Source organism: Pseudoalteromonas sp. MEBiC 03607, assembly GCF_004792295.1.
GTDB lineage: Bacteria > Pseudomonadota > Gammaproteobacteria > Enterobacterales > Alteromonadaceae > Pseudoalteromonas > Pseudoalteromonas lipolytica_C.
Map to the genome: position 1 here is coordinate 1476221 of NZ_SRRY01000001.1, position 22975 is coordinate 1499195.

22 protein-coding genes are annotated in these 22975 nt (G+C 41.9%); 12 read left to right on the plus strand and 10 right to left on the minus strand.

Going from position 1 to position 22975, the window contains the following annotated elements; all coding sequences use genetic code 11:
- Positions 1-52: 52 nt before the first annotated feature.
- The 7 genes from E5N72_RS06720 (at position 53) to E5N72_RS06750 (ending at position 7876) form a co-directional block, all read left to right on the plus strand.
- Positions 53-1234, plus strand: coding sequence for an MFS transporter (locus tag E5N72_RS06720; RefSeq protein WP_135923762.1), 1182 nt, complete (start codon positions 53-55; stop codon positions 1232-1234).
- 89 nt (positions 1235-1323) lie between these two features.
- Positions 1324-1791, plus strand: coding sequence for a nuclear transport factor 2 family protein (locus E5N72_RS06725; RefSeq protein ID WP_105181405.1), 468 nt, complete (start codon positions 1324-1326; stop codon positions 1789-1791).
- 293 nt (positions 1792-2084) lie between these two features.
- On the plus strand, positions 2085-2675 hold the full coding sequence (gene betI / locus E5N72_RS06730) for a transcriptional regulator BetI (RefSeq protein WP_135923763.1): 591 nt from the start codon (positions 2085-2087) through the stop codon (positions 2673-2675).
- 1 nt (position 2676) lies between these two features.
- Positions 2677-4140 carry a betaine-aldehyde dehydrogenase gene (gene betB / locus E5N72_RS06735; RefSeq protein ID WP_054554308.1) on the plus strand — a complete coding sequence of 488 codons (1464 nt, stop codon included), beginning with the start codon at positions 2677-2679 and terminating at the stop codon, positions 4138-4140.
- Complete coding sequence (gene betA / locus E5N72_RS06740; RefSeq protein ID WP_135923764.1) at positions 4140-5810, plus strand: choline dehydrogenase; 1671 nt, start codon at positions 4140-4142, stop codon at positions 5808-5810. Before betB ends, betA begins: the two co-directional genes overlap by 1 nt.
- Before the next feature lie 129 nt (positions 5811-5939).
- The gene (locus tag E5N72_RS06745; protein WP_135923765.1) at positions 5940-7157 is read left to right on the plus strand and encodes a BCCT family transporter; all 1218 of its coding nucleotides are present in this window, start codon (positions 5940-5942) and stop codon (positions 7155-7157) included.
- Positions 7158-7168: 11 nt separating this feature from the next.
- Positions 7169-7876 carry a TorF family putative porin gene (locus E5N72_RS06750; protein WP_135923766.1) on the plus strand — a complete coding sequence of 236 codons (708 nt, stop codon included), beginning with the start codon at positions 7169-7171 and terminating at the stop codon, positions 7874-7876.
- Positions 7877-7940: 64 nt separating this feature from the next.
- Here E5N72_RS06750 and E5N72_RS06755 read toward each other — a convergent pair whose 3' ends face one another.
- The 3 genes from E5N72_RS06755 to E5N72_RS06765 are packed head-to-tail and all read right to left on the minus strand — an operon-like array spanning position 7941 to position 10295.
- Positions 7941-8156 carry a hypothetical protein gene (locus E5N72_RS06755; protein WP_054562273.1) on the minus strand — a complete coding sequence of 72 codons (216 nt, stop codon included), beginning with the start codon at positions 8154-8156 and terminating at the stop codon, positions 7941-7943.
- A 48-nt stretch (positions 8157-8204) separates the two neighbouring features.
- Entirely contained in the window at positions 8205-9095 is an 891-nt protein-coding gene (locus E5N72_RS06760; protein ID WP_135923767.1) for a dienelactone hydrolase family protein, read from the minus strand.
- A gap of 48 nt (positions 9096-9143) precedes the next feature.
- The gene (locus tag E5N72_RS06765) at positions 9144-10295 is read right to left on the minus strand and encodes a hypothetical protein (RefSeq protein WP_135923768.1); all 1152 of its coding nucleotides are present in this window, start codon (positions 10293-10295) and stop codon (positions 9144-9146) included.
- A gap of 127 nt (positions 10296-10422) precedes the next feature.
- Here E5N72_RS06765 and E5N72_RS06770 point away from each other — a divergent pair, with 127 nt between their 5' ends.
- Together E5N72_RS06770 and E5N72_RS06775 are read left to right on the plus strand one after the other, a co-directional pair.
- Entirely contained in the window at positions 10423-10887 is a 465-nt protein-coding gene (locus tag E5N72_RS06770; RefSeq protein ID WP_135923769.1) for a MarR family transcriptional regulator, read from the plus strand.
- 86 nt (positions 10888-10973) lie between these two features.
- Positions 10974-11723, plus strand: coding sequence for an RIO1 family regulatory kinase/ATPase (locus tag E5N72_RS06775; RefSeq protein WP_135923770.1), 750 nt, complete (start codon positions 10974-10976; stop codon positions 11721-11723).
- Positions 11724-11756: 33 nt separating this feature from the next.
- Here the strand turns inward: E5N72_RS06775 and E5N72_RS06780 are convergent, their stop codons facing one another.
- The 7 genes from E5N72_RS06780 to E5N72_RS06810 all read right to left on the minus strand — a co-directional run bounded on the left by E5N72_RS06780 (position 11757) and on the right by E5N72_RS06810 (position 17934).
- Positions 11757-13169: a family 43 glycosylhydrolase gene (locus tag E5N72_RS06780; protein ID WP_135923771.1), complete on the minus strand. Its 1413-nt coding sequence runs from the start codon at positions 13167-13169 to the stop codon at positions 11757-11759.
- Positions 13170-13423: 254 nt separating this feature from the next.
- On the minus strand, positions 13424-13894 hold the full coding sequence (locus E5N72_RS06785; RefSeq protein ID WP_135923772.1) for a hypothetical protein: 471 nt from the start codon (positions 13892-13894) through the stop codon (positions 13424-13426).
- The gene (locus E5N72_RS06790; protein WP_135923773.1) at positions 13894-15045 is read right to left on the minus strand and encodes a PepSY-associated TM helix domain-containing protein; all 1152 of its coding nucleotides are present in this window, start codon (positions 15043-15045) and stop codon (positions 13894-13896) included. The genes E5N72_RS06785 and E5N72_RS06790 overlap by 1 nt, the downstream gene beginning before the upstream one ends.
- 101 nt (positions 15046-15146) lie before the next feature.
- Positions 15147-15986 carry a mechanosensitive ion channel family protein gene (locus E5N72_RS06795; protein ID WP_135923774.1) on the minus strand — a complete coding sequence of 280 codons (840 nt, stop codon included), beginning with the start codon at positions 15984-15986 and terminating at the stop codon, positions 15147-15149.
- 33 nt (positions 15987-16019) lie between these two features.
- Positions 16020-16730 carry an LrgB family protein gene (locus tag E5N72_RS06800; protein WP_135923775.1) on the minus strand — a complete coding sequence of 237 codons (711 nt, stop codon included), beginning with the start codon at positions 16728-16730 and terminating at the stop codon, positions 16020-16022.
- Positions 16720-17073, minus strand: a complete 354-nt coding sequence (locus E5N72_RS06805) for a CidA/LrgA family protein (RefSeq protein ID WP_135923776.1) — start codon at positions 17071-17073, stop codon at positions 16720-16722. The genes E5N72_RS06800 and E5N72_RS06805 overlap by 11 nt, the downstream gene beginning before the upstream one ends.
- 69 nt (positions 17074-17142) lie before the next feature.
- A complete protein-coding gene (locus E5N72_RS06810; RefSeq protein ID WP_135923777.1) occupies positions 17143-17934 on the minus strand; it encodes a crotonase/enoyl-CoA hydratase family protein in 792 nt (263 codons plus the stop codon).
- 258 nt (positions 17935-18192) lie between these two features.
- Between E5N72_RS06810 and E5N72_RS06815 the strand changes: the two genes are divergently transcribed.
- From E5N72_RS06815 to E5N72_RS06825, 3 genes are all read left to right on the plus strand, one after another.
- Positions 18193-19392, plus strand: a complete 1200-nt coding sequence (locus tag E5N72_RS06815; protein WP_235403570.1) for an efflux RND transporter periplasmic adaptor subunit — start codon at positions 18193-18195, stop codon at positions 19390-19392.
- A gap of 9 nt (positions 19393-19401) precedes the next feature.
- Positions 19402-22515, plus strand: coding sequence for a multidrug efflux RND transporter permease subunit (locus E5N72_RS06820; protein ID WP_135923778.1), 3114 nt, complete (start codon positions 19402-19404; stop codon positions 22513-22515).
- A 119-nt stretch (positions 22516-22634) separates the two neighbouring features.
- Entirely contained in the window at positions 22635-22955 is a 321-nt protein-coding gene (locus tag E5N72_RS06825) for an HI1450 family dsDNA-mimic protein (protein WP_135923779.1), read from the plus strand.
- Positions 22956-22975: the final 20 nt, after the last annotated feature.

The following is a 22975-nucleotide window of genomic DNA, read 5'->3' on the forward strand; positions in this document are numbered from 1 at the left end:
TTTAATTTTAGCCACAATAGCCGCACTTTCAAAATTAAATAGAGGATTTGTGATGCCAATAGCATTACTAGCGTTGACTCTCAGTGCGTTTGCCATAGGCACCACTGAGTTTGTGATTGTCGGCTTAGTGCCAACTATTGCTGATGATTTAGCGGTTTCGTTACCGAGTGCCGGGCTACTTGTAAGCTTGTATGCTTTGGGTGTTGCGGTGGGGGCGCCAGTATTAACTGCGCTAACAGGGCGATGGAATCGAAAACATGTATTACTTAGCTTAATGAGCCTATTTGTAATCGGTAATTTACTGGCTTGGCAAGCACCTAGTTATGGCAGTTTGATCACAGCAAGGATTCTAACTGGTCTTGCCCATGGGGTGTTTTTCTCAATTGGTTCAACCATCGCAACAGGGCTTGTCAGTAAAGATAAAGAAGCCAGTGCTATTGCGATTATGTTTACTGGTTTAACGGTTGCATTGGTAACCGGTGTGCCATTAGGGACTTGGATTGGTCAGCACTTTGGTTGGCGAGCGACCTTTTTAGTGGTGTCTTTACTGGGCATAATTGCACTTGTTGGTAGCGCATTTTTAATTCCGAGCAACTTAAAGCAAAGTAAACCGGCTACTTTGAGTGAGCAATTAAAAGTAATGGTGCAACCTAGGCTTTTACTGGTGTATTTGATGACCATACTTGGTTATGGCGGCACATTTACTGCTTTTACCTATTTAGCGCCCATTTTAGAGCAGCAAACTGGATTTGCATCAGCCACTATTAGCTTAATCATGCTGGTATATGGGGTATCGGTTGCTGTTGGTAATATTTACGGTGGTAAGTTAGCCGATAAAAAAGGCACCATTAGTGCGCTGACTATTATCTTTAGTGCTTTGAGTATTGTGCTGTTGGTGCTGACCTTTACCATGCAAACTAAAGTCGCTGCGGTACTGACCATACTTGTATGGGGGGCATTTGCGTTTGGTAATGTGCCTGGGCTGCAAGTTTATGTGGTTAAACTTGCCGAAAAGTTTACACCCAATGCCGTCGATGTGGCCTCTGGGTTAAACATTGCTGCGTTTAATATCGGTATTGCGCTGGGCTCAGTGTTAGGTGGCATTGTCGTGGAAAACTACTCATTGCAAGACACTGCTTGGATTGGCGCTATCATCAGTTTAGCTGCGTTAATTGCAACTCGTTACAGCGGTTATTTAGATAAACGTGAGATCATAAAGCCACAAACAGCTTAAAACTAAATTGTTGATAGTTCGGTGCTTTGTCGTTATTTTAGGTTTGTAGTTTGATTATTAGTCATTAACTAAAACCACAAGGAATAACGATGAAGCCCCTTTATTTTCTAGCTATTTGCTTGCTAAGCACATTTAGCAGCCAAGCAAAGCAAGCTAACCCAGAGCTCACAGCATTAGCACAGCAGTACTTTAATACCATGGTTGCAACACAAGCACCTAATGCGACTAAAAAAGAGTTAGAAGCTTTTTTAGCTTTATTAACTGACGATGTAGCAAATCAACACTTACCTTATCAAACCGATGATTCAAGAGAACCAGATGGTAAAGCCATGATGCGTAAAGGCATGACTTTTTACCTTGGTGCGCACACTGAATACCAAGCAAACTTACTCGATACCTTTATTTTTAATGATTCTGCCATTGCTTTACGTTATACCCATCATGCTAAAGGTATACACCCGCAAAACCAGCAAGAAATTGAATACACGCAAACCATTATGGATGTGCTCGAAATCGAAGATGGCAAGATAGCGGTGATTCGTAAATACCACGAATGAACTTAGCTTAACTTTTAGCCTAACATGAGCGCTTTTATAAGCGCTTTTTTATTAAAAATACGCCTGCAATAAATTTTCTCTTTTTTCCACATTTCAGCTTAAATTCATACTTTTTAGGCTTTATTTTGAATAAATTTAAAACTTTTTTATATTTCAGATAATAAACGTAAGAACAGTGGGTTAGCTTAACTTACGAGTGTAGCTTTGCGGTTGTTTACAATTTGTCAACCTTGAATTGCCATGCTCATTACCTTAACCTTTATTTTAATTGAACGTTCAATCAATAAAAAATTATGCCGAAAGTTGGAATGGAACCTGTTCGTCGTCAGCAGTTAATTGACGCCACAATAGAGTCGGTTGCAGAGCTTGGTTTGCAAGGCACCACCATAAATAGCATTAGTAAAAAGGCAGGCTTATCGTCTGGCATTATCAGTCATTATTTTGGTGGTAAGCAGGGCTTAATTGAAGCCACTGTGCGTTATTTATTGACGAGTTTAAAGCAAGCTCTGATGAATCAAGTAACGCCGCATACTAGCCCAGAGCAACGATTAATGTTTATCGTTGAAGCAAACTTTTCGCGCATTCAGCAGCAAAGCAACAACACCAAAACTTGGTTGAGCTTTTGGGCGCATTCAATGCACGACGCCCAGTTGCATCGCTTACAAAACGTAAATAGTAAACGTTTATTTAGTAACTTATTAAGCTCATTCAAACAGTTAATGAGCGATAACGATGCCAATTTATCTGCTGAGCTAAGTGCAGCCATGATCGATGGTTTATGGCTAAGAGCCGTATTAAGTAAGTCAGACCAAGATCAATTCGAACATTGTGAGCGATTAGCCAAAGACTATATTCGCTCACTGATAAAACAGTATGGAGCCTAAAATGACCACACCTGTTTACGAAAATTTTATTAATGGCCATTTTTTAAAGAATCAAACTGGCGATACCTTTGCAGTTAAGAATCCTGCAACGGATGAAGTGATTTATCATGTTGAAATCGCTGATGAGTTTATTCAAAACGCGGCAATCGAAAGCGCAAAACAAGGGTTTGCAGCATGGTCTGCAATGACGCCAATTGAGCGTAGCCGTATTTTATTAAAAGCCGTGGCAATCTTACGCGAACGTAACGATGAGCTGGCAAAAGTAGAAGTACTTGATACGGGTAAGCCTTGGCAAGAAGCTGAGTGTGTTGATGTTGAAACTGGCGCCGATGTTATCGAATATTTTGCTGGTCTTGCGCCTGCGCAAGTGGGTCAGCAACAAATGGTTGGCAATGACTTTTACTACACACGTAAAGAGCCTTTAGGTATCTGTGCCGGTATTGGTGCATGGAACTACCCACTACAAATTGCGTGTTGGAAATCAGGCCCAGCACTGGCTGCGGGTAATGCGGTTATTTTCAAACCTTCAGAAGAAACACCACTTGGCGCAATTAAACTTGCAGAGATTTTCATCGAAGCGGGTGTACCTGCTGGCGTATTTAACGTTGTGCAAGGCGCTGCTGAAGTAGGGCAATGGTTAACAGCAAACCCAAATATTGAAAAAGTGTCGTTCACTGGTGAAGTAGGCACAGGCAAAAAAGTGATGGCAAGCGCTGCCGGTTCACTGAAAGATGTGACCATGGAGCTTGGCGGTAAGTCGCCGTTACTAGTATTTGATGATGCCGATGTATCGCAAGCTGTTAGTGCGGCAATGCTAGGTAATTTTTATACGCAAGGTGAAATCTGCACTAACTGTACGCGCATTTATGTGCACAAAAATGTTTATCAGCAGTTTATTGATGAGCTGAAAACACGCACTGAGCAAAATATTATTGCTGGCGACCCAATGGATCCTGAGGTGAATTTAGGGGCGCTTATCTCTAAAAAGCATCAAGAGCTTGTACTTGGCTATATCGATAAAGGTATTCAAGAAGGCGCAACCTTATTAACCGGCGGTAAGGCACTATCACCAGCATCTGCGCCAAACGGTTACTTTGTGGAGCCGACCGTTTTTGTCGACTGTAAAGACGACATGACCATAGTTAAAGAAGAGATCTTTGGCCCAGTAATGAGTGTGTTGGTGTTTGATGATGAAGATGACGTTATTCAGCGTGCAAACGATACCCACCTAGGCTTAGCCGCAGGCGTGTTCACAAAAGATATTCAGCGCGCACACCGCGTGATCCATCAATTACAAGCCGGTATTTGTTGGATAAACAGCTATGGTAATTCACCTGCTGAAATGCCTGTAGGTGGTTACAAGCAATCAGGTATTGGCCGTGAAAACGGTATCGAAACTTTAGATCACTATACCCAAACTAAATCGATTTATGTGGGTATGAGCAATATAGAGAGTCCATTTTAATGAGTACACAGAACTATGATTACATCATAGTCGGTGCTGGCTCAGCAGGCTGCGTGTTGGCAAACCGACTATCAGCAGACCCTTCTAATAAGGTGTTATTACTTGAAACGGGTGGTAGCGATAAAAGCATTTTTATAAAGATGCCTACCGCGCTATCAATCCCAATGAATACTGACAAATATGCATGGCAATTTCATACCGAGCCAGAGCCGTATTTAGATAACCGTCAAATGCACTGCCCACGCGGTAAAGTGTTAGGTGGCTCATCATCGATTAACGGCATGGTGTATGTACGTGGTCATGCCAAAGATTTTGATGAGTGGCAGCAACATGGTGCTAATGGCTGGGATTACCAAGCTTGTTTACCGTATTTTAAACGTGCTGAATCATTCTATTTAGGTGGTAACAACTACCGTGGCGATAACGGCCCATTAGGGGTTAATAACGGTAATGAAATGGCTAACCCGCTTTATAAAGCCTTTATCAAAGCGGGCCAACAAGCAGGTTATGCGCATACTGATGACTACAATGCAGCCCAGCAAGAAGGTTTTGGGCCAATGCATATGACAGTTAAAGACGGTGTAAGAAGCTCTGCTAGCCGTGAGTATTTAGACCCAGTTAAGTCACGTAAAAACCTAACGCTAGTCACCGGTGCCTTAGCTGAAAAAGTATTGCTAGAAGGCAAAAAAGCCGTTGGTGTTGAGTATTCAGTATCTGGCTCTAAGCAGCAAGCATTTGCAGCTAAAGACGTTATTTTAAGTGCGGGTCCAATTGGGTCACCGCATATTCTGCAACTATCAGGTATTGGTGATAAAGACATCCTGAGCGAAGCGGGTGTTGAGGTTAAACATCACTTACCAGGTGTTGGCCAAAACTTACAAGATCACTTGGAGTTTTATTTCCAATATAAGTGTAAGCAACCAATTACTTTAAACGGCAAGTTAGGTCTTGTTTCAAAAGGACTAATTGGTGCTCGTTGGTTACTAAACCGCTCAGGTTTAGGGGCAACGAATCACTTTGAATCATGTGCATTTATTCGTTCAAAACCGGGCGTTGAATGGCCAGATATTCAGTATCACTTTTTACCAGCTGCAATTCGTTACGACGGTAAAAGTGCCTTTGATGGTCATGGTTTCCAAGTTCATGTTGGGCATAACAAACCAAAAAGCCGTGGTGCAGTAACGATTAAGTCAGCGGATCCTCAGGTTGCGCCTAAGATCCAATTTAACTACTTACAGCATAAAGATGACATTGAAGGCTTTAGAGCTTGCGTACGTCTAACTCGCGAGATTATTGAGCAAAGTGCGTTTGATGAATATCGCGATGGTGAAATTCAACCCGGTAAAGATGTTCAAAGCGATGAAGAAATCGATGCTTTTGTTCGTCAAGCGGTTGAGAGTGCTTACCATCCGTCATGTTCGTGCAAGATGGGTGAAGATGAGATGGCCGTGGTTAACTCGAAAACTCAAGTACACGGTATCGAAGGTTTACGGGTTGTGGATTCATCTATCTTCCCAACCGTTCCAAACGGTAATTTAAATGCGCCAACCATTATGGTGGCAGAAAAAGCGGCTGACCACATTTTAGGTAAGCCTTTATTATCGGCATCAACTGCAGATGTTGCCATGGAAAAACAATGGCAATCAACGCAGCGTAGTTCGGAGATCTAATAAGGCCACCCGCAGTTTCGGCTGTGGGGCTTGCAGTGGCGCGCATCACGAGTTGTTTGTGGTGCGTTAATGCGAGGAATAAAACTGGAGAAACAATGAAGTATTATTACTTATTTTGGGGGGGTAACTATGACCTTTTGGCTTAGTGCTGGCATCATTTTTACCCTGTTAGCAATTGCGGTTATTTTATTTAAATGGGGTACGGTTAGGTGTGTTGGCGTCACACCGGTTAGAACGTTTACGTTCATTGCAATTTTATTTACATCGGGCCTAGATGTTGGCTTGATTATGTTTCCACTGACAGAGTTTGCAGGTTATGCAGACATAAAAGCAAGCCCAGAGTATGCGTTTGCCAATCCATTAGCCATCGAGTTTGGTTTTTGGGGCTTCTTGATCTGGGGATTTTATTTCCTTACGTGCTTTTATTTCTGTGTAATAGAACCCAAAGTAAAGTTCTTTGAAATTGCTTTGGTAAAACTAATTAATAACGTTGTTATTATTGGGACATGCGCATTTACTGCATTTTTACTGCTGTCGAATTTGCCTTGGTATTTACCGTCGCTCGGTGATGGCGAGTCAATTATTCCGACATTCTACTTAATGGTGTTTGCAGCGATTTGTTTTGCTGTGTATTCAAGCACAGACATTAAGTATGTACGCTTTTTAAGTATTTCGACTACTTGGTTGTTTATCGCTTTAATCACATTTATGTGGTTCGGTGCCTTTGTTGGGTCTGATGCACAAACATCAGCATTTGTTGATAACCTTACGTTGATCGGTGGTTACTTTGGCAACATCAATGAGTTTGTATTACCACTGAATGATTACCATGCCTTCTACCTGTTTTGGTGGTTTGCTTGGAGTATTATGATTGGTCAATTTACCTCGCGCTTTGTGGGTGGCTTAAAAACTTACCAAGTGCTGGCGGCTATGTTGATTTTCCCGTCTATTCCAATCGCTATCTGGTTTAGTGTTTTGTATCAATACCATGAAGCGGGTATTGCAACAGCAGGCTTGAAAAACATCGCTATGGTGTTTGTTGGTGTGGTGTTTGTGATCAACTCACTTGATTCTTTGATCCGTTTATACACAGATAACCTAAACTTAACGGTGAAACGTTTTGGTAAGGTTAATTATATTGTCTTAAATGTGGTGGCGCTTTCGTTATTAACCCTGCTGTTTAAGTTCGACTTTTTACAGATCCAATGGGTTGGCGCGCTAGTTATTGCGTTATTTTTCGGCTGTGCTGCCTTTATTGGCTACAGCAAGTTAAAAACAGTGAAAAATATCGAAGGTTCACCAAAAGACAATAAATTAGATTACACAAAAATAGAAACAGTTAGCTAAGGGAAACCAACATGACAACAAGACAAACAGTATTAGCAGCAGCGTTGCCATTGGCATTACTATCGACATCAGCCATGGCTGACTTATCTACTACGGTTACATTGGCATCAGATTACACCTTCAATGGTGTCAGCCAAACCATGAATGACCCAGCGATTCAAGGCAGCTTAGATTATGCCTTTGCAGATTCAGGTATGTATGTAGGTACGTGGGCTTCAAATGTAGATTTTGGCGATGGCACTGACATTGAATGGGATGCGTATTTTGGTAACTATGCTGAGTTAACGGATGCCCTTAGTGTTGATTATGGTATTGCTTACTACTCTTACCACGGTGAAGATTACTCAAGCGATGGCAACTACCCAGAGGTGTATTCGAAATTTGGTTATGCCAGCAGCATTGGGCAAGTAGAGCTTAATTTTTGGTATACTTGGGACTATTTTGGTACTGGTGCAGGCCATTTAATTTACATGCTAGCGCACACATTTGAAGTAGCGCCAAACCATGCAATTCGTGCCAGCTTTGATGTATCTAATTCATTAGATGGCGATAAGTTTAGTTGGGATGGCAGCGATAAGTCATATAAGCATTATCGTCTAGCGTATCAAACGAGCTATGCAGGGTTTGATATTGAAATTGCAGGTGAGAATACCAGTATTGATTCTGAGTATGCAGACGAGCGAATTGTCGCGTCTATTTCGCGTAGCTTTGATTTGTAAGTACTGCTTTAATAAAAAACGGCTAACCTTGGTTAGCCGTTTTTTTATGCCTAGAATCTGAAAGTTAAATCTCTTCGCCTTCGTGTTGCATCGCTAAATCATCAAGCTCTGCAAGAGTGTAATCAAAGCCACTGGTATCGACTTCGTAGCGTATTTTTACGCCATAACCCCCTTGGCAAAGACTCGCAGTAACTTTAGCCACTGACCAGTGCTTAAGCTTGTTTAAAAACCGATTGGCGGTTTGCTGTGAGTCAAAGCGATAACTGACTTGCGATTCCATCTTTTTTTTAGCCTAAAATTTTTTCGAGAGTGTATGAAATTGCTCTGTTTAAATCAATTGCTCATTGAAAAACGCCAATGTGCGCTGCCATGAAAGCTCTGCCTGTTTTTCATCATAACGAGAGGTAGAGTCGTTATGAAAGCCATGGTTTGCTTTTTCATACATGTGCATAGTGTAAGGCACTTGATGCGCTTTTAAATCGCTCTCGTATTCAGGCCAAGTTGCATTAACGCGGTTATCAAGCTCGGCTAAGTGCACAAGTAGTGGGGCTTTGATATTTTGTCTGAGCTCTTTAACGGCCGGAGTGCCGTAATAGGGCACGCCCGCATTAATTAATTTGCTATCAACTGCTGCTAAGTAGTTAACCATATATCCACCAAAGCAAAAGCCTACCGCACCGAGTTTGCCGTTACTATTTGGGTGTTTTTTTATGTATTCAGCTGCGGCAATAAAGTCTTGTTGAATTTTTTCTTTATCCATAGAGCGCTGCATGGCGCGGCCTTCATCATCATTACCGGGGTAGCCACCAAGAGGGTGTAATGCATCTGGCGCAAAGGCAATAAAACCGGCTTTAGCAAGGCGGCGAGCAACATCTTTAATATAAGGGTTTAAGCCTCTGTTTTCGTGGATCACTAACACTAATGGGTGCTTATCCGTTAAGTTAGCAGGTTCGACTAAATAACCTTTACCTTCGCCGTGACCTTTTAACGAATCAAAGGTTTTATAGCTGGCTTTAATATCAGGGTCATTAAAGGATACTTGCTCAGCTAATGCATAGTTTGGCAATAAAGCGCTACTTAGCATTGCTATTGAGTAGCCAAGGGCAGCTAAACCCCCCAGTTTTTTCATAAAGGTGCGACGGTCCATTAAGCCATGGGCGTATTCATCGTACCAATCGAAAGCTTCTTGGGGAATGTGGTTATGGCGTTGCTCAGTCATACTTATATCCTTTAAAAACGAGTTAGGTTTATAACTTTAGCTGAAATATCAGCGATTAACAGCCAGTTGCTTTGTTTGTATTACCACATCCACAAAGCGGCGCTGCCAAATGGCCTTAAAGGCTTTGTTGAATAGGTATAAAAATATTAACGGCATTATTAGCAGCTTTAAAATCAGCAGTGACAAGATATTCAAAAAGTCGATAAATAAGTCTTCGACGACAGCCACCATGTTGCTTATGCCAGAGGTGACGGTGTCTATAATTTTACTCACTTGTGACGATTGGTCTTGGTTGAGTGAAGCATTTAGGTTTTCTAGTTGTTCGTTTAAGGCGTCTTTGTCAAGATTCAGCTGTCTTTGCTGGTTTAGTACTGCATTAAACTGCGCTGTTAATTGCTGTTTTTTATCAAGTAATGGCTTTGCTTGTTCAAGCTCAGTAAAGGTCAGTCGCTCAGACAAGCTGCGAGTTGCTTGAATCGCCTCTATTTGGCTATCAACCTCTGCCAGCTTAACTTTGAGTTCTGTCGCTTGCTGGTGGTTTTTAATCTGCTGCTCATTTAATAGTGAGAGCTTGTCGAAGATGGTTTGTTTTTCACTATCGACCTCGGCCTTTAGCTTGGCAGATAGGGCAGAGGTATTATTTGCACTGCTATTCACCGTCTCGACTTTTTCGCTCACCAGTTCACTTTGCTGGTTTATTTGCTCATCTAAGAATATCTGGCTAACAAGGCCTGTTGTAAGCACCACTGCTGGCACTAAAAAACGAATTAAAATAAGGCTCGCCATAATTTTATGGCGCAAGTTAGGTAAATAGTTACGCCATTCACAAATAAAGTAAGCGACGACCGAAACAGTAAATACACCGCTAAAAATAACCCCCGAAGAAATAGTGTATAAAATGCGTTGTAAAAATAATGAGCCGATAGCGAGGCGCATGGCATCTGACATGTATTCTGCTAAGTCATTCACCGGGTCGAGTAATTGTGCAGGTTGAATACTCGCAATACCAATGCCCACTTCGGCTGATTGCAACAGCGATATAGCAGCATTAACTGTACGAGATGATGCGTACACTAGGGTTGATTGCACAAGGGCGCTGTCGATAAAGCGCATGATGAAATGGTTATAATGTTCTAGCCAACAAAGAAGTAGCAGTATTGTAAGAGATAAATACTTGATAATATGTTGTTTAGTTAGCATAACGCCCCCGACAGTTAGTAAGCTTCTTCACGCTACACTATTCATAGCCGTTGAAGCAATCTAATAGGATTGAATTATTTTGCCGATTAACTGTCTATGAATTGCTATTCATCGCTTTAGAGGAAATATGAAAGAACCTGCATCAATTGGCCAGTGCTGTATTGAAGATTTAGATCCCGTGCAAGACTTAGGTCGCTTAGTCTCTTACTTACGTTCAAACCTGGTGGCTCATCTTGATGATGCTTTAGAGGATAAAGAGCTAACGTCGGCCCAATACATAGTGGTTGTGCTACTTGCGCGTGGCAAAGTAAATACCTTGGCCGAGCTTTGTGAGCACATGGTGTATGACCGTGGTGCCATGAGTCGATTACTTTCTCGTTTAGAAGATAAGGACTTAGTTGCTAAAAAGCAGTCAGTTGAAGATCGCCGTTCAACTCTTTTATACCTGACTGAAAAAGGCCAACAGCTTTACCCAGAAATTTTACCCACTGTAAATGATATCTATCGCAAAGCACTCACAGGCTTCTCTGATGACGAGCAAAAGCAACTTGCTAGCTTGTTGTTTAGAGCAATTCATAATTTAAAAGCATAAATTTCTATAAGCGGTACGTTGTCGCTGTTAGCGCATTTTGATAATATAGTTGCCTAGGCATTTAATTTTAACAAGTCCGGGTTGTTATGTTCGAATCATCTTTGCTTGCACAGCTTCACGCTCAATTTCCAGCTCATCAATTTAACCCAGAAGGTTTGTCGGTTGTTCACACAGGCCGTTTTGCCAATGCCATTGTTTATCGTTATAAAGACGCGCAATTTGACTTAATTATTAAAGACTTTCAGCACAGCCCATGGTGGGTAAGAAAAACCATCGCGCCGCTTTTTATCAATCAAGAGTACAAGGGGCTGGCACGCCTGCAAGACGTAGATGGAGTGGTCGATAACTTTTGTCGTTTGTCATCAATTGCTATTGCTTATGATTTTATTGAAGGCACGCCACTTCGCCAGCTTGCCATGCAACAGCAGCATTTATCGGGTCAGTTCTTTAAAGAGTTTGAGCGCTTAGTAGCAAAAATGCACCGCCGCGGCGTGGTGCACCTCGATTTACGTAATTTGGGAAATGTGATTTGTTCAACAGATGGCAAGCCTTACATTATTGATTTTCAGTCAGCGATTCGCTTTGCACGGTTTCCGCGCTGGTTACAGCGTTTTATGCGTGGTGCCGATATGAGTGGGGTTTATAAAGCATGGCAGAAGCTAGCCAATGATTCGTTACCGCAAACAAAGGCGGATTATTTACACGACTTTAATCATGTTCGTAAGCGTTGGATCTTTAAAGGATATCCGCTACAACGCGCTTATTTATGGTGTAGTGGGGCTGTGACTCAGATTCTTAATTCTGACTTTATTCGTAGTATTTTTGAAAGGTTTTAATAAAGCGCGTTTGCACGCGCTTAGTGGGGAGAACTAGTATTTAGGCCAACCATTAGCATCCCAGTTAAGAGTACTAATGAGAAGCTTTGGTCTGCCATTATCACCGGCATCATAGGCATGACGAACAATCACATCGGTATTTAGAATATCTTGCCCACCTGGGCCTACCCATTGATTATTACCTGTATCAAGAATGCTACCGCCACCAGATAACATATTATTGCCATTTTTATCTAGATAAGGGCCGCGAATATCGGTAGAGCGACCGTATGCAATGCGGTAGGTGCTGTTAGTGCCTTCACAACACTTACCCATTGATACAAATAAGTAGTAGTAACCTTGGCGATAGATAATCGTGGGCGCTTCAATACCACCTGAACGACTTGCCAATGAGTAAATTTGACCAAATGGTTTCATCGTTATTGGGTTGATACGTGTTAGTTTAATACCCGAGTTCCATGAGCCAAATGTTAGCCAAGGTGCACCATCTTTTGCCACCACAAGATCGGGGTCAATAGCGTTGTAATTATTGCTATTGGTGGTGTTGATCACTAAACCATCATCACGCCAATCGCCTGCAGCAACACTGCTGGCTGATGCTAAACCGATAGCACTGACTCGGGAACCAAAGGTCGAAATGGCATAATAGAGCCAGCTACGATTATTGTAGCGTTTTAATTCAGGCGCCCAGACATCAATTCCATCATGATCAGGCACATAGTTCTCCCACCAAGCAAGTCCATTAGGAAAAACAGGTAAAGCATCATTCCAGGCCACACCATCACTTGAGTATTTACCATAAATTCCTGGGCCAGTTTGAAAAATCCACCAGGTGCCATTTTCATAGCCAATAGTCGGATCATGGGTGACTAAACTACCAGTCAGTGGCCAGTGATCTGCTGCGCCATTGGTTGTTGATGGATCAAAAGGGGTTGATTCAACATTGGCAAGTTTGGTTAGCTGCCATTGCTGCGCATCGCTGCCGTTGTAGCTCCACTGGCTAATATTTGCGCCATCGTTGCCATTAAATTCATATAAGTCGAGCGCTTTACCACTGTGATCATTGATGAAGCTGTAATAGCCGCTTCCTTCATCATTTATTTGCCAGTGTTGGCTGGCGAGATCAGCATATTCGTACTGTACAACATTGCCACCATCGGCTGTTGACCACTCATACACTTCAAGGGCCTTACCGCTGTTCAGGTTAATAACTGAATAATTATTACCACCAACATTGGTAATTAACCAGCGCTGGGTGTCGTGATTAGTGTCAGCCCACTGACTAACATTTGCACCATCATTGGTTTGCGCGCTTTCTACTTCAACAAACTTAGCACTGTACTTTGATTTAATTGTATATACGCCATTATCAAGCGCATAAGCACTGGGAAGTATCAGTATTGTTGCAAAGCTAAGCGTAGCGAGCGCTTTTTTTGAAAGTATCATAGTGTCTCCAAATCATTGTTATTGAGCTTTCCTTGTGTGTTCTGTTCCTTGGATTAGGTTTGATCTACAGCGAGTAACCCAATTAAGAGCATTGGTGTAAATGTAAACTATTTATAATACTTTATTATATTATTATTTTTGTAAAGTTTTTCGGTAATAAAATTAACAAAAATTTTACCTTTAACTATTTAGGAAGGGACTTGAGTATTTAGCTGAGATACAAAAAAGCCACTCACTGAGTGGCTTTTCGGATGTTATTGAGTAATAAACTGAGTGGGAATATCCCATTTGAGGGTATGCAGTTGGCCTTGCCAAGTTTGTATGGTGATCCACAGTTTATCATCTGCTGAGATAGTTTTAGGGGCTATCGCGTGGGCATGCTGACCGTGATTGGTGCCATGCATTATGCCTTCTTCATCTTTTGCAAACTCTGCCAGTGGCAAAGGTGACTGACCAATATTTAAATACGCCTGACGAATATTGCTTATGTCACCTTGATTAAAAGCAATAAAGAAGTCTTTAACGTATTCGTTGTGGTGTGAGTAAGGAGCATCTTCATTTAGCGGCATTGGAGCGATTTTAAATTCGCCTGCTTGCTGCTCTTGCCAAAGAGCAGGAAACTGAGGGTTCAATGATTGATAAATAAACCAAACAGGCAAAGCCAGTACCACAGCATGCAAAATATACTTTTTACGTTGCCACCAAGTTGCTTGTAAACGAGCCATTAATTTGCCTCCTGAACGTTATTTACTGGCGCAGCTTGGCGCACTTTTACAGGTTTGTTATTTACTAATTTTGCGGCATACATCATAAAGCCAGTGATAGACATACCAGTTAAAATCAAACCAAAGATAAACCAAATAACTTTTGTCCACAGACCGCCAATATTACCGTAATGCAGTGGATCAGCGATATGCGAGAGGGTAAGAATTCCCGACATGGTTTCTGGGCTTTTACTTGCTGCAATTTCGCCAGTCCAAGGATTGATTGACGTTGAGTAGGCGTAGTTATCGTAGAAAATAGTATCGCCACTGCCCATTATGTTAAACATGCCACGGTTATGCTCTGGCAGCATCACATAGCTAGGTTTGAAATCTGGGTATTTTTCTTTGGTAATAGCCAATGCCGCTTTTAAATCGGTAGGCGGTGTTTGTTTATCCGCAGGTAAAGTTGACACAGCCACCAGCGGCGCATGCTCTTCAATGTCAATTTCGTTATGCCACATGATGGCTTGAACTAAATACCACAAGCCAGTGAGTGCCATTACTGCCATAAACCAAATTGACCAAACGCCACTTAGGGTATGTAAATCTTTTAGAAAGGTTTTTTTGCCTTGGTTAAAACGCAGTTTTGGCTGGCTAAAGGCACGCCAAAAGTTTTTATAAATCACTAAACCAGTTACTAGTGCGCCTAAAATTACAAAAGCCATGGCGCTGACGAGGTAGTACCCAACGCTGTAACCTTCTTGCCAAGGGAAGAACAGCCAGCCGTGCAGGGTACGCATAAACTCGATAAACGATATTGTTGTATTAACTGCTTGTACTTCACCTGTGTATTGATTGACGTAGGCTACCGCGTATGGCTTATCGGTATCAGTGAAAATAACCGCATTAACCAGGTAAGGCTCGTAAGTGAGTACACTCATTACATCGGCAGTCGGATAGGCTTTTTCAACGCTATTAATAACTTCATCAACCCCCAATGCTGGTAAGTCGTTAGGATTGTTTGCACGTGCCTCACTATTGGTGAGCCAAGTGAGCTCATGGCTTATCACAGACACAGTGCCTGTGACACAAATAAAGCAAAATAGCACCCATACAGGAAGCGAAAACCAACCATGCAGTTGGAACCAAAGACGTTTACTCATGGTAAAAATAGCTCGACGTTAATTGATGATAGTAATTGTTATCATTCAAATTGTACTACAGTCTTTTAAGTAAACACAATGTCTGTCGACGAGCTGCAAAAAAGGCGCTATTAAGCGCCTTCTTCATTATTTTGATTGAGGGTAACAATTCGTTGCGGGAATGGTATTTCGATATCCGCCCCTTGAATTGCTTTAAATACATTGCGGTTGACCGCTAATTTAGTCTCAATAATTTTGGTGGTTGGCACCCAATAACGATAACTCAAGGTAACACCGCTGTCGGCAAAGCGCTCAATACCGACTTGTGCATGAGGAGCATCACTAACTAGTTCATGCTCGTCTAACACTTTTTCAATAAGCTCAATAGCGAGATCAGCATTGGCATCATAGGCGATGTCTATTTCACCTTTAACTAATGAATAGCTAAACGAGTTATGTAAAATCTCACCAACAATATGTTTGTTAGGAATGGTGATTTCGACTTTTTCTTCGTTTATTAGAATTGTGTGACCAAGCTCAATGGTTTTAACTTGCCCACTGACACCTTTTACTTCGATAGTATCACCCACAACAAAAGGCCTTGTTGCAATAATCGCAAGGCCTGCACCATAGTTTGACAGCATGCCTTGTAGCGCCAAACCAGCACCTAGTGATGCGGCACCAATCGCTGCGACAAAAGGGGTTACGCTGATGCCAATTTTGCCAAGGGCAATAACCAAGAACATGATGATCAGTAATACTTTGATGACATTACTGACAAAGTTAGTCAGCGTGATATCGATATTGTGACGTTGCATTAGACCTGCAACCATATTCGACACTTTTTGCGCTATCCATAAGCCAATGAAGAGAATTAATATGGCACCTAAAATTTGCATGCTGTAGGTGACCAAATATTCCATGATCAGATTGTAGTATTTCTCGACTTGTTGTATTTCAGACTCAATCATATGTTTTCCTAACAAGGTTACTGCTAATGCTGACTATACCAGAACATATTGCATAACAGGATAGAGTAGCGGCACTATTATAGCGCTCAGTAGTGCACTTAATGCCATTGCCACTGAGGCAAATGCCCCCGCTTTAGGTTGCTCTACAATTAATGATGCAGTGCCTATTGCATGACAAGCCGTGCCGATTGCAACACCTTTTGCTTGCGCATTGCGGATATTTATCAGCGAGAAAATCAAATTACCAAATATGGCTCCCAGCACACCAATGAATATCACCATAGCTGCTGCCAAAGAGGGAATACCACCAAGAGCATCTGTAACAAGTAACGTTATTGGCGTAGTGACCGATAGACTAGCGAGTGAGGCGCTTAGCTGTGCAGGCGCATCGAATAAATAACAAATAAATGAAGCAACCACTGTTGCATTGATCACACCTAAGCTACAACTAATTAGAATCAATAACAGGTTTTTTTTGACATGTATAAATTGCTGATAAAGCGGTAATGCTAAAGCTACGATAGCAGGCTCTAAAAACCAACTTAAAACTTTACTGTGCTTGGCAAAAGGCTCATATGGGAGTTTTAGTGCCACTAACAGTGCAGAAACTAACACGATTGCCCAGCACACTGGGTTAGTTAAAGCTTTGCTGATTGCATGTTGCGTTTTAGCGTTTAAAAAACGTAAAACCAAGAAAAGGCAAACAGTTAAAGGAATGCTCAACCACCATAAACTAACTGTCATTTTCGCGCCCCTTAAAGTAGGCGAATAGTGAGCCAATGAGAATAATGCTCGTCAGGGGAACAATAATAAACACGGTAAGAAGGAGTAACCAGTGTTCGTTAATAACTCCTAAATGCTCAATAATACCGACGCCTGCAGGAATAAAAAACAGCGGCATAAAGTTCAGTAATGGGGTCGCTGAGGGTTTTAAATCTTGCTCTTTAACTAAGCCTGTTAAAAGAAGAATGAGTAATAAAACCATGCCAAGTAATGGTGCAGGGAATGTGCTTGCAAACAAAGCCGTTAAATATTTAGCAATGGCTAAACAAGCAAGGATGATGGCACTACTGATAAGGTATTTCATGATTGTGAATAATTGCGAATAAAGTACAACTACATCATACCCTTGTAAGTTGTACTATGCGACTTTAGCTTACCATGATTTAGCATTATTATACTGGATATCCTCTGCACCTTTTGCCTTCGCAATCGCCTTTTTGGTATTAGGGTTCATCAGTAAACGAATTTGACTCCAGGTTTCTTTAGCGAGGATTTTACGCTGCTGTGAGCGGTAGCTTTGCTGGGTAATTCGCTTAATTGCAGCAAGCGTATCTGGTGAGCGGGCCATTAAGGTTTCAAGGACAGCATCGGTTTGTTTATCGACATCATCAGTCAGTTGCGTAATCAAGCCATATTCTTTAGCGTCTTCAGCTGATATAGGCTCTGCATGACTTGCTAACCAAAGTGCTTGGTCGCGCTTCATTAAGCCTGCAAGTACTACGTTTGCCCCCATATCAGGACACAGGCCCCAACGCGCCTCCATAATCGCTAATTTAGCGTTTTTATCGACGATGCGGTAATCAGCACCGAGTGCGATTTGCATACCGCCACCAAAGCAATGTCCGGTCACTTTTGCAATCACCGGAATACTTAAGTCTTGCCACCCTAACACCGCTTTTTGCGCTAAGTTTTGGTTTCCTGGTAACCACTTGAATAACAGCTTGATGATATTACTCGGCTTTTTCATCACCGCAGCAACATCAAGACCAGAGCAAAAATGGTCGCCTTCGCCAGAGATAACCACAGCGCGTAAACTGCGATCGCGTTTAATTTTTTTGATTACGTTTGCAAGTTCGACAAACATGGCAAAACTGAGTGCATTTTGTTTCTCGGGACGAGCAAGGCTTACCCATGCGACCTGTTGTTTTATTTCTAGTTTTATCATGGTAACTCCTCTGACCTGTTTGTTAGAGCTTACGAGCTAATTACAACTAAGTAAAGAATTGCTGATGTGTCGCAAGGAATCATTATATTTTCCAAAAATGGGTAACCTTGTCATATATTTAGTTACAAATTGGTGTATATTTTTAAAACAAAGATGCTAGTTCATAGCTAGTTTGATTTTGTGATTAGTTAGATACTTTCGCAAAATCCCATGACACGACTAGACTTAGCTTTAAGTCGCGCTACAAGGAGTATATATATGCTGATGCGCAAAACAGCTCGCATAACTAAACAATCATCTCGTTCTTTGGCTTTTGCTGCAATTTCTGTAGCATTAACAACCACATTGGTTGGCTGTTCAGATGATAAAGCAAAACAACAAGCTACGCCGCCTCCGGCTGTTTCTGTGTTTAATGTCTCTACAAAAGAAATCGGCAACTATCGTGAATTTGTAGCACGAACCGAAGCGTTTCAAGAAGTCAAAATTAGAGCTCGTGTAGAAGGTGAGTTAATAGAACGTCACTTCGATGAAGGCTCTACTGTTGAAAAAGACCAGTTGCTGCTGCGTATTGACCCGTCTGAATACCGCTCGACAGTGGCTAAAGTAAAAGCCGATCTAAAAAGTAAAATTGCAGCAGCGAGTTCAGCTGAACGCGATTTAAAGCGTGGCCGAGAAGTCGCCTCTGAAGGATTTATCTCTCAGTCTGATCTAGATAAATTAACCACTAATTTCGAACAAGCAACAGCAGCTGTAAAGGCAACTGAAGCTGAACTTGAAAAAGCAGAATTAAATTTAAGCTACACCGAAATACATGCTCCATTTACAGGGCGCATTGGTAAAGTGAATTACGATGTAGGGAATATTGTTGGCCCATCATCAAATGAGCTTGCTGAATTGACAGATGTTGACCCTATCTATGTTAGTTTTCAGGTGGAAGAGGGGGACTACATTAGTTATCGTCAAGAGCATCAAACTAGTGAGAGCAACCCGCAAGATGTACCTATCGATTTAACTCTTAAACTTCCTAACAATTCAACATTCCCAAATAAAGGTGTGCTTGATTTTGCAGATACAAAAATTAACCAAAACACCGGCACTGTAGAGCTAAGAGCTGCGTTCGATAATCCTGAGGGGATCGTGATGCCAGGCTTATTTGTAACCTTAATTGTTGAAAGCACAAATAAAAAAGAATTAGCGCTGATCCCACAAGTCGCTGTGCAGGAAAATCAACAAGGGAAATTTGTACTTGTTGTTGATGATCAAAACAAAGTTGCTATGCGAATTGTTCAATTAGGTCGACGCATTAATGCTATGTGGGTTGTTGAGTCAGGCTTAGAGGCTGGTGAAAAAGTCATTATTGAAGGTTTACAAAAAGTGCGTCAAGGCGCTGAGGTTAAACCGGTAGAAAAGCAAGTCGATCCGACAACGGGCACTATCACTAGCAAAGCTAACTCTTAGGAGTGAGATATGATCAGTAAAACATTTATATCTCGTCCTAAGTTTGCCTTGGTAATATCGATTGTTATTACCATCGCGGGGTTAATTTCAATGTCATTATTGCCAGTGAATATGTACCCGCAAATAACACCACCACAAGTGCAGATATCTGCCAGCTACCCAGGCGCAAGTGCGCAGATCGTTGAAGAGTCTGTTGTGCGACCCATTGAAGAGCAAGTCAATGGGGTTGAAGATATGATGTACATAGAATCCACTTCATCGAACAATGGCACCGCGAATATTACGGTGTACTTTAAGGTCGGTACAGATACTGATATTGCTCAAGTTAATGTTCAAAACCGAGTTGCACTGGCGGAGTCAGGTTTACCTGAGGAAGTGAAGCGCCAAGGTGTATCGGTTAAGAAAAAGTCTAGTTCAATGTTGCTCGGTATTAACCTTTACTCTGATAAGGAAAATATTGACGCAATCTTCTTGAGCAATTACGCAACTAACTACTTAACTGAACCGTTAGGGCGTATTAACGGGGTTGCTTCTGCTGAAGTTATGGGGGAGCAAACCTATTCAATGCGCTTGTGGTTACGCCCAGATCGTATGGCTTCGCTTGGTTTAACTGTGGCTGAAGTGCGGGCTGCATTGCAAGAACAAAATACTATTGTAGCCGCAGGTAAATTAGGTGCTGCGCCATCGGCTCCTAGTCAGCAGTTTGAATACTCGATTCAAGCAAGAGGGCGCTTAAAAACCCCAGAAGAGTTTGGTCAAACCATAATTCGCTCAAATAAAGACGGTAACTTTGTGCGCTTGAACGATATTGCGCGCATTGAACTGGGGGCGGCAAGTTATAGCACCACCGCAAAGTTAAACCAGCAAGACACCGCGTTTATTGTAATTTACCAATTGACTGAAGCGAATGCGACGCAAGTAGCTAACGATGTTAAAGCACGAATGGAAGAGCTTGCAAAACAATTGCCCGATGGTGTGAAGTATTCGATTCCTTATGACACCACAGAATTTATTAACCGTTCAATCGAAGAAGTGGTGGTTACTCTGGTTCAAGCTGTTGGCTTGGTTATTTTAGTGGTTTTTTTATTCTTACAAAACTGGCGCGCAACGCTTATTCCAACGGTCGCTATTCCAGTATCTTTAGTGGGCACTTTTGCTTTTATGATGATGATGGGTTATTCCATTAACCTGATCACTTTATTTGGCTTGGTACTCGCAATAGGTATTGTTGTTGATGATGCCATCATTGTTATAGAAAACGTTGAGCGGATACTAAAAGAAGAAAAGCTACCAATAAAAGAAGCGGTCACAAAGGCGATGGAGCAAGTATCAGGGCCAATAGTAGCAACGACCTTAGTGCTGCTTGCGGTGTTTGTGCCTGTTGGTTTTATGCCAGGGATAACGGGTGAGCTTTATAAGCAATTTTCTGTCACGATTTCGTTTGCAGTGCTTATTTCCTCCGTTAATGCATTAACCTTGAGTCCTGCATTATGTGCATTACTGCTTAATGAAAAAGCCATGAAGCCTATTAAATGGTTAGCACCATTTGAAAACATCATTACGCGCTCAACCAATGGTTACAGTAAAGTTATTAACTTTATCCTAAAACGTACAGCAAGAATGGCACTGTTTGCCGTGGTTATTTTTGCAGCTGCTGGGTGGTTGGTGAAAACCGTTCCTACGGGCTTTGTACCAGCAGAAGATCAAGGCTTCTTGTTTGTAGATGTGCAACTTCCAGATGCTGCAGCAAGTGGCCGTACCCAAGATGTGATGCACAAGTTGGGCGATATTGTGAAAAATGAACCAGCTGCAACCGATTTTATTGCGGTGTCTGGTTTTTCATTACTTGGTGGTGCAGGCTCAAACAACGCTTTGGGTATCGTGGTACTCAAAGATTGGGAAGAGAGAACGAGTCCTGAGCTTGGCTTACGTTCGGTTTTAACCCGCTTGATGGGGCAGTTCTGGGCAATGCCAGATGCGCAAATCATGGCATTTAACCCCCCTTCAATACCCGGGCTTGGCACTAGTGCAGGCTTTGAGTTTAGATTACAAGACAGTGAAGGGCGTGAGCCAGCAGAGCTTGCTCAAGTGTTAAATGGCCTTGTTTATGAAGCAAACCAGCGACCAGAACTTTCTAATGTATACAGTACCTTTAGGGCTAATGTGCCACAGTACTTATTAGAGGTAGACCGTAATAAGGCGAAAGCACAAGGGGTCGCATTGAGTGATATTTTCTTGACGCTACAAGCGCAATTAGGCTCATTATATATTAATGACTTTAATCAATTTAGCCGTACTTACCGAGTGATCATGCAGGCAGAAAGCCAATTTAGACAGAACCCAACAGACTTGCAGTATTACTATGTACGAAATGATGAAGGTGCCATGGTGCCGCTCACAACACTCGCTAAACTTGAGCCAATTCTTGGCCCTACAAGTTTAACGCACTTTAACTTATATCGTAGTGCCAGCATTAGCGGACAACCAGCGGCGGGTTATGCAAGTGGTGATGCTATTAAAGTAATGCAAGAGTTGGCTGATCAATTGCCAACGGGCTATGTATACGAATGGGCAGGCCAATCGAAGCAAGAAATTGAAGCCGGTAACATGGCTCCGATTTTGTTCGGCTTAGCAGTGGTATTTGTTTACTTATTCTTAGTAGCGCAATACGAAAGTTGGACAATTCCTTTCTCGGTTATTGCTGCGGTACCGCTGGCGCTATTTGGTGCCATGCTTGCGCTGTACGTAATTGGTATGGAAAACAACATTTATGCACAGGTGGGGTTAGTGCTGCTAATTGGTCTTTCAACCAAAACTGCCATCTTGATTGTTGAATTTGCTATGGAAGAGCGGGCTGCAGGAAAAACTATATTTGAAGCGGCATTAAATGCAGCCAAGTTACGTTTTAGAGCTGTACTGATGACGGCATTATCGTTTGTGCTTGGTGTACTACCGCTGGTATTTGCCAGTGGGGCAGGGGCAGGAAGCCGAATTTCACTTGGTATCACAGTGTTGTTTGGTATGCTTGCCGCCACAATTTTTGGTACTTTATTAGTGCCGCTATTTTATACTTTAGTGCAATCTATGCGCGAAAAAATCAAGGGTGAGTCAGCTCGCGATTAATAATTGATAAAAAATAACAAAAAAGTCAGGGTAACCTGGCTTTTTTTTTGGCAAAAAAGAAAATAGGTTTGTTATCATATTCCGATTAACGCAATCCGAATGCGCAGAGGGTTTGAACAATGGCAGGTCCACGTTTATATAGTGAAGAAGAAGTAACACATCAGGCATATGATATCTTTTTAGAGTTAGCACCTGATAATTTGAACGAGCAGGATATTGCTGACTTTAATGAACACAGAGAAGAGTTGGGTTTTATTGAAGAAGGTGAGCCTGATGAGCAGTGGCAAGAATTTGTTGCACTAGAAATTGAACCTGAGCTGTTTGTACAAGTCTTAGTTGGACTTGAATTTGAAAACCAAGATATTTTATTCGCCAAGATTTTAATTAGCCGAGATAAAGATGCTCCGTTTTGCCACATACTTTGGAAAGATAGCGAATAACGCGCCAGCTGATGTTTGAC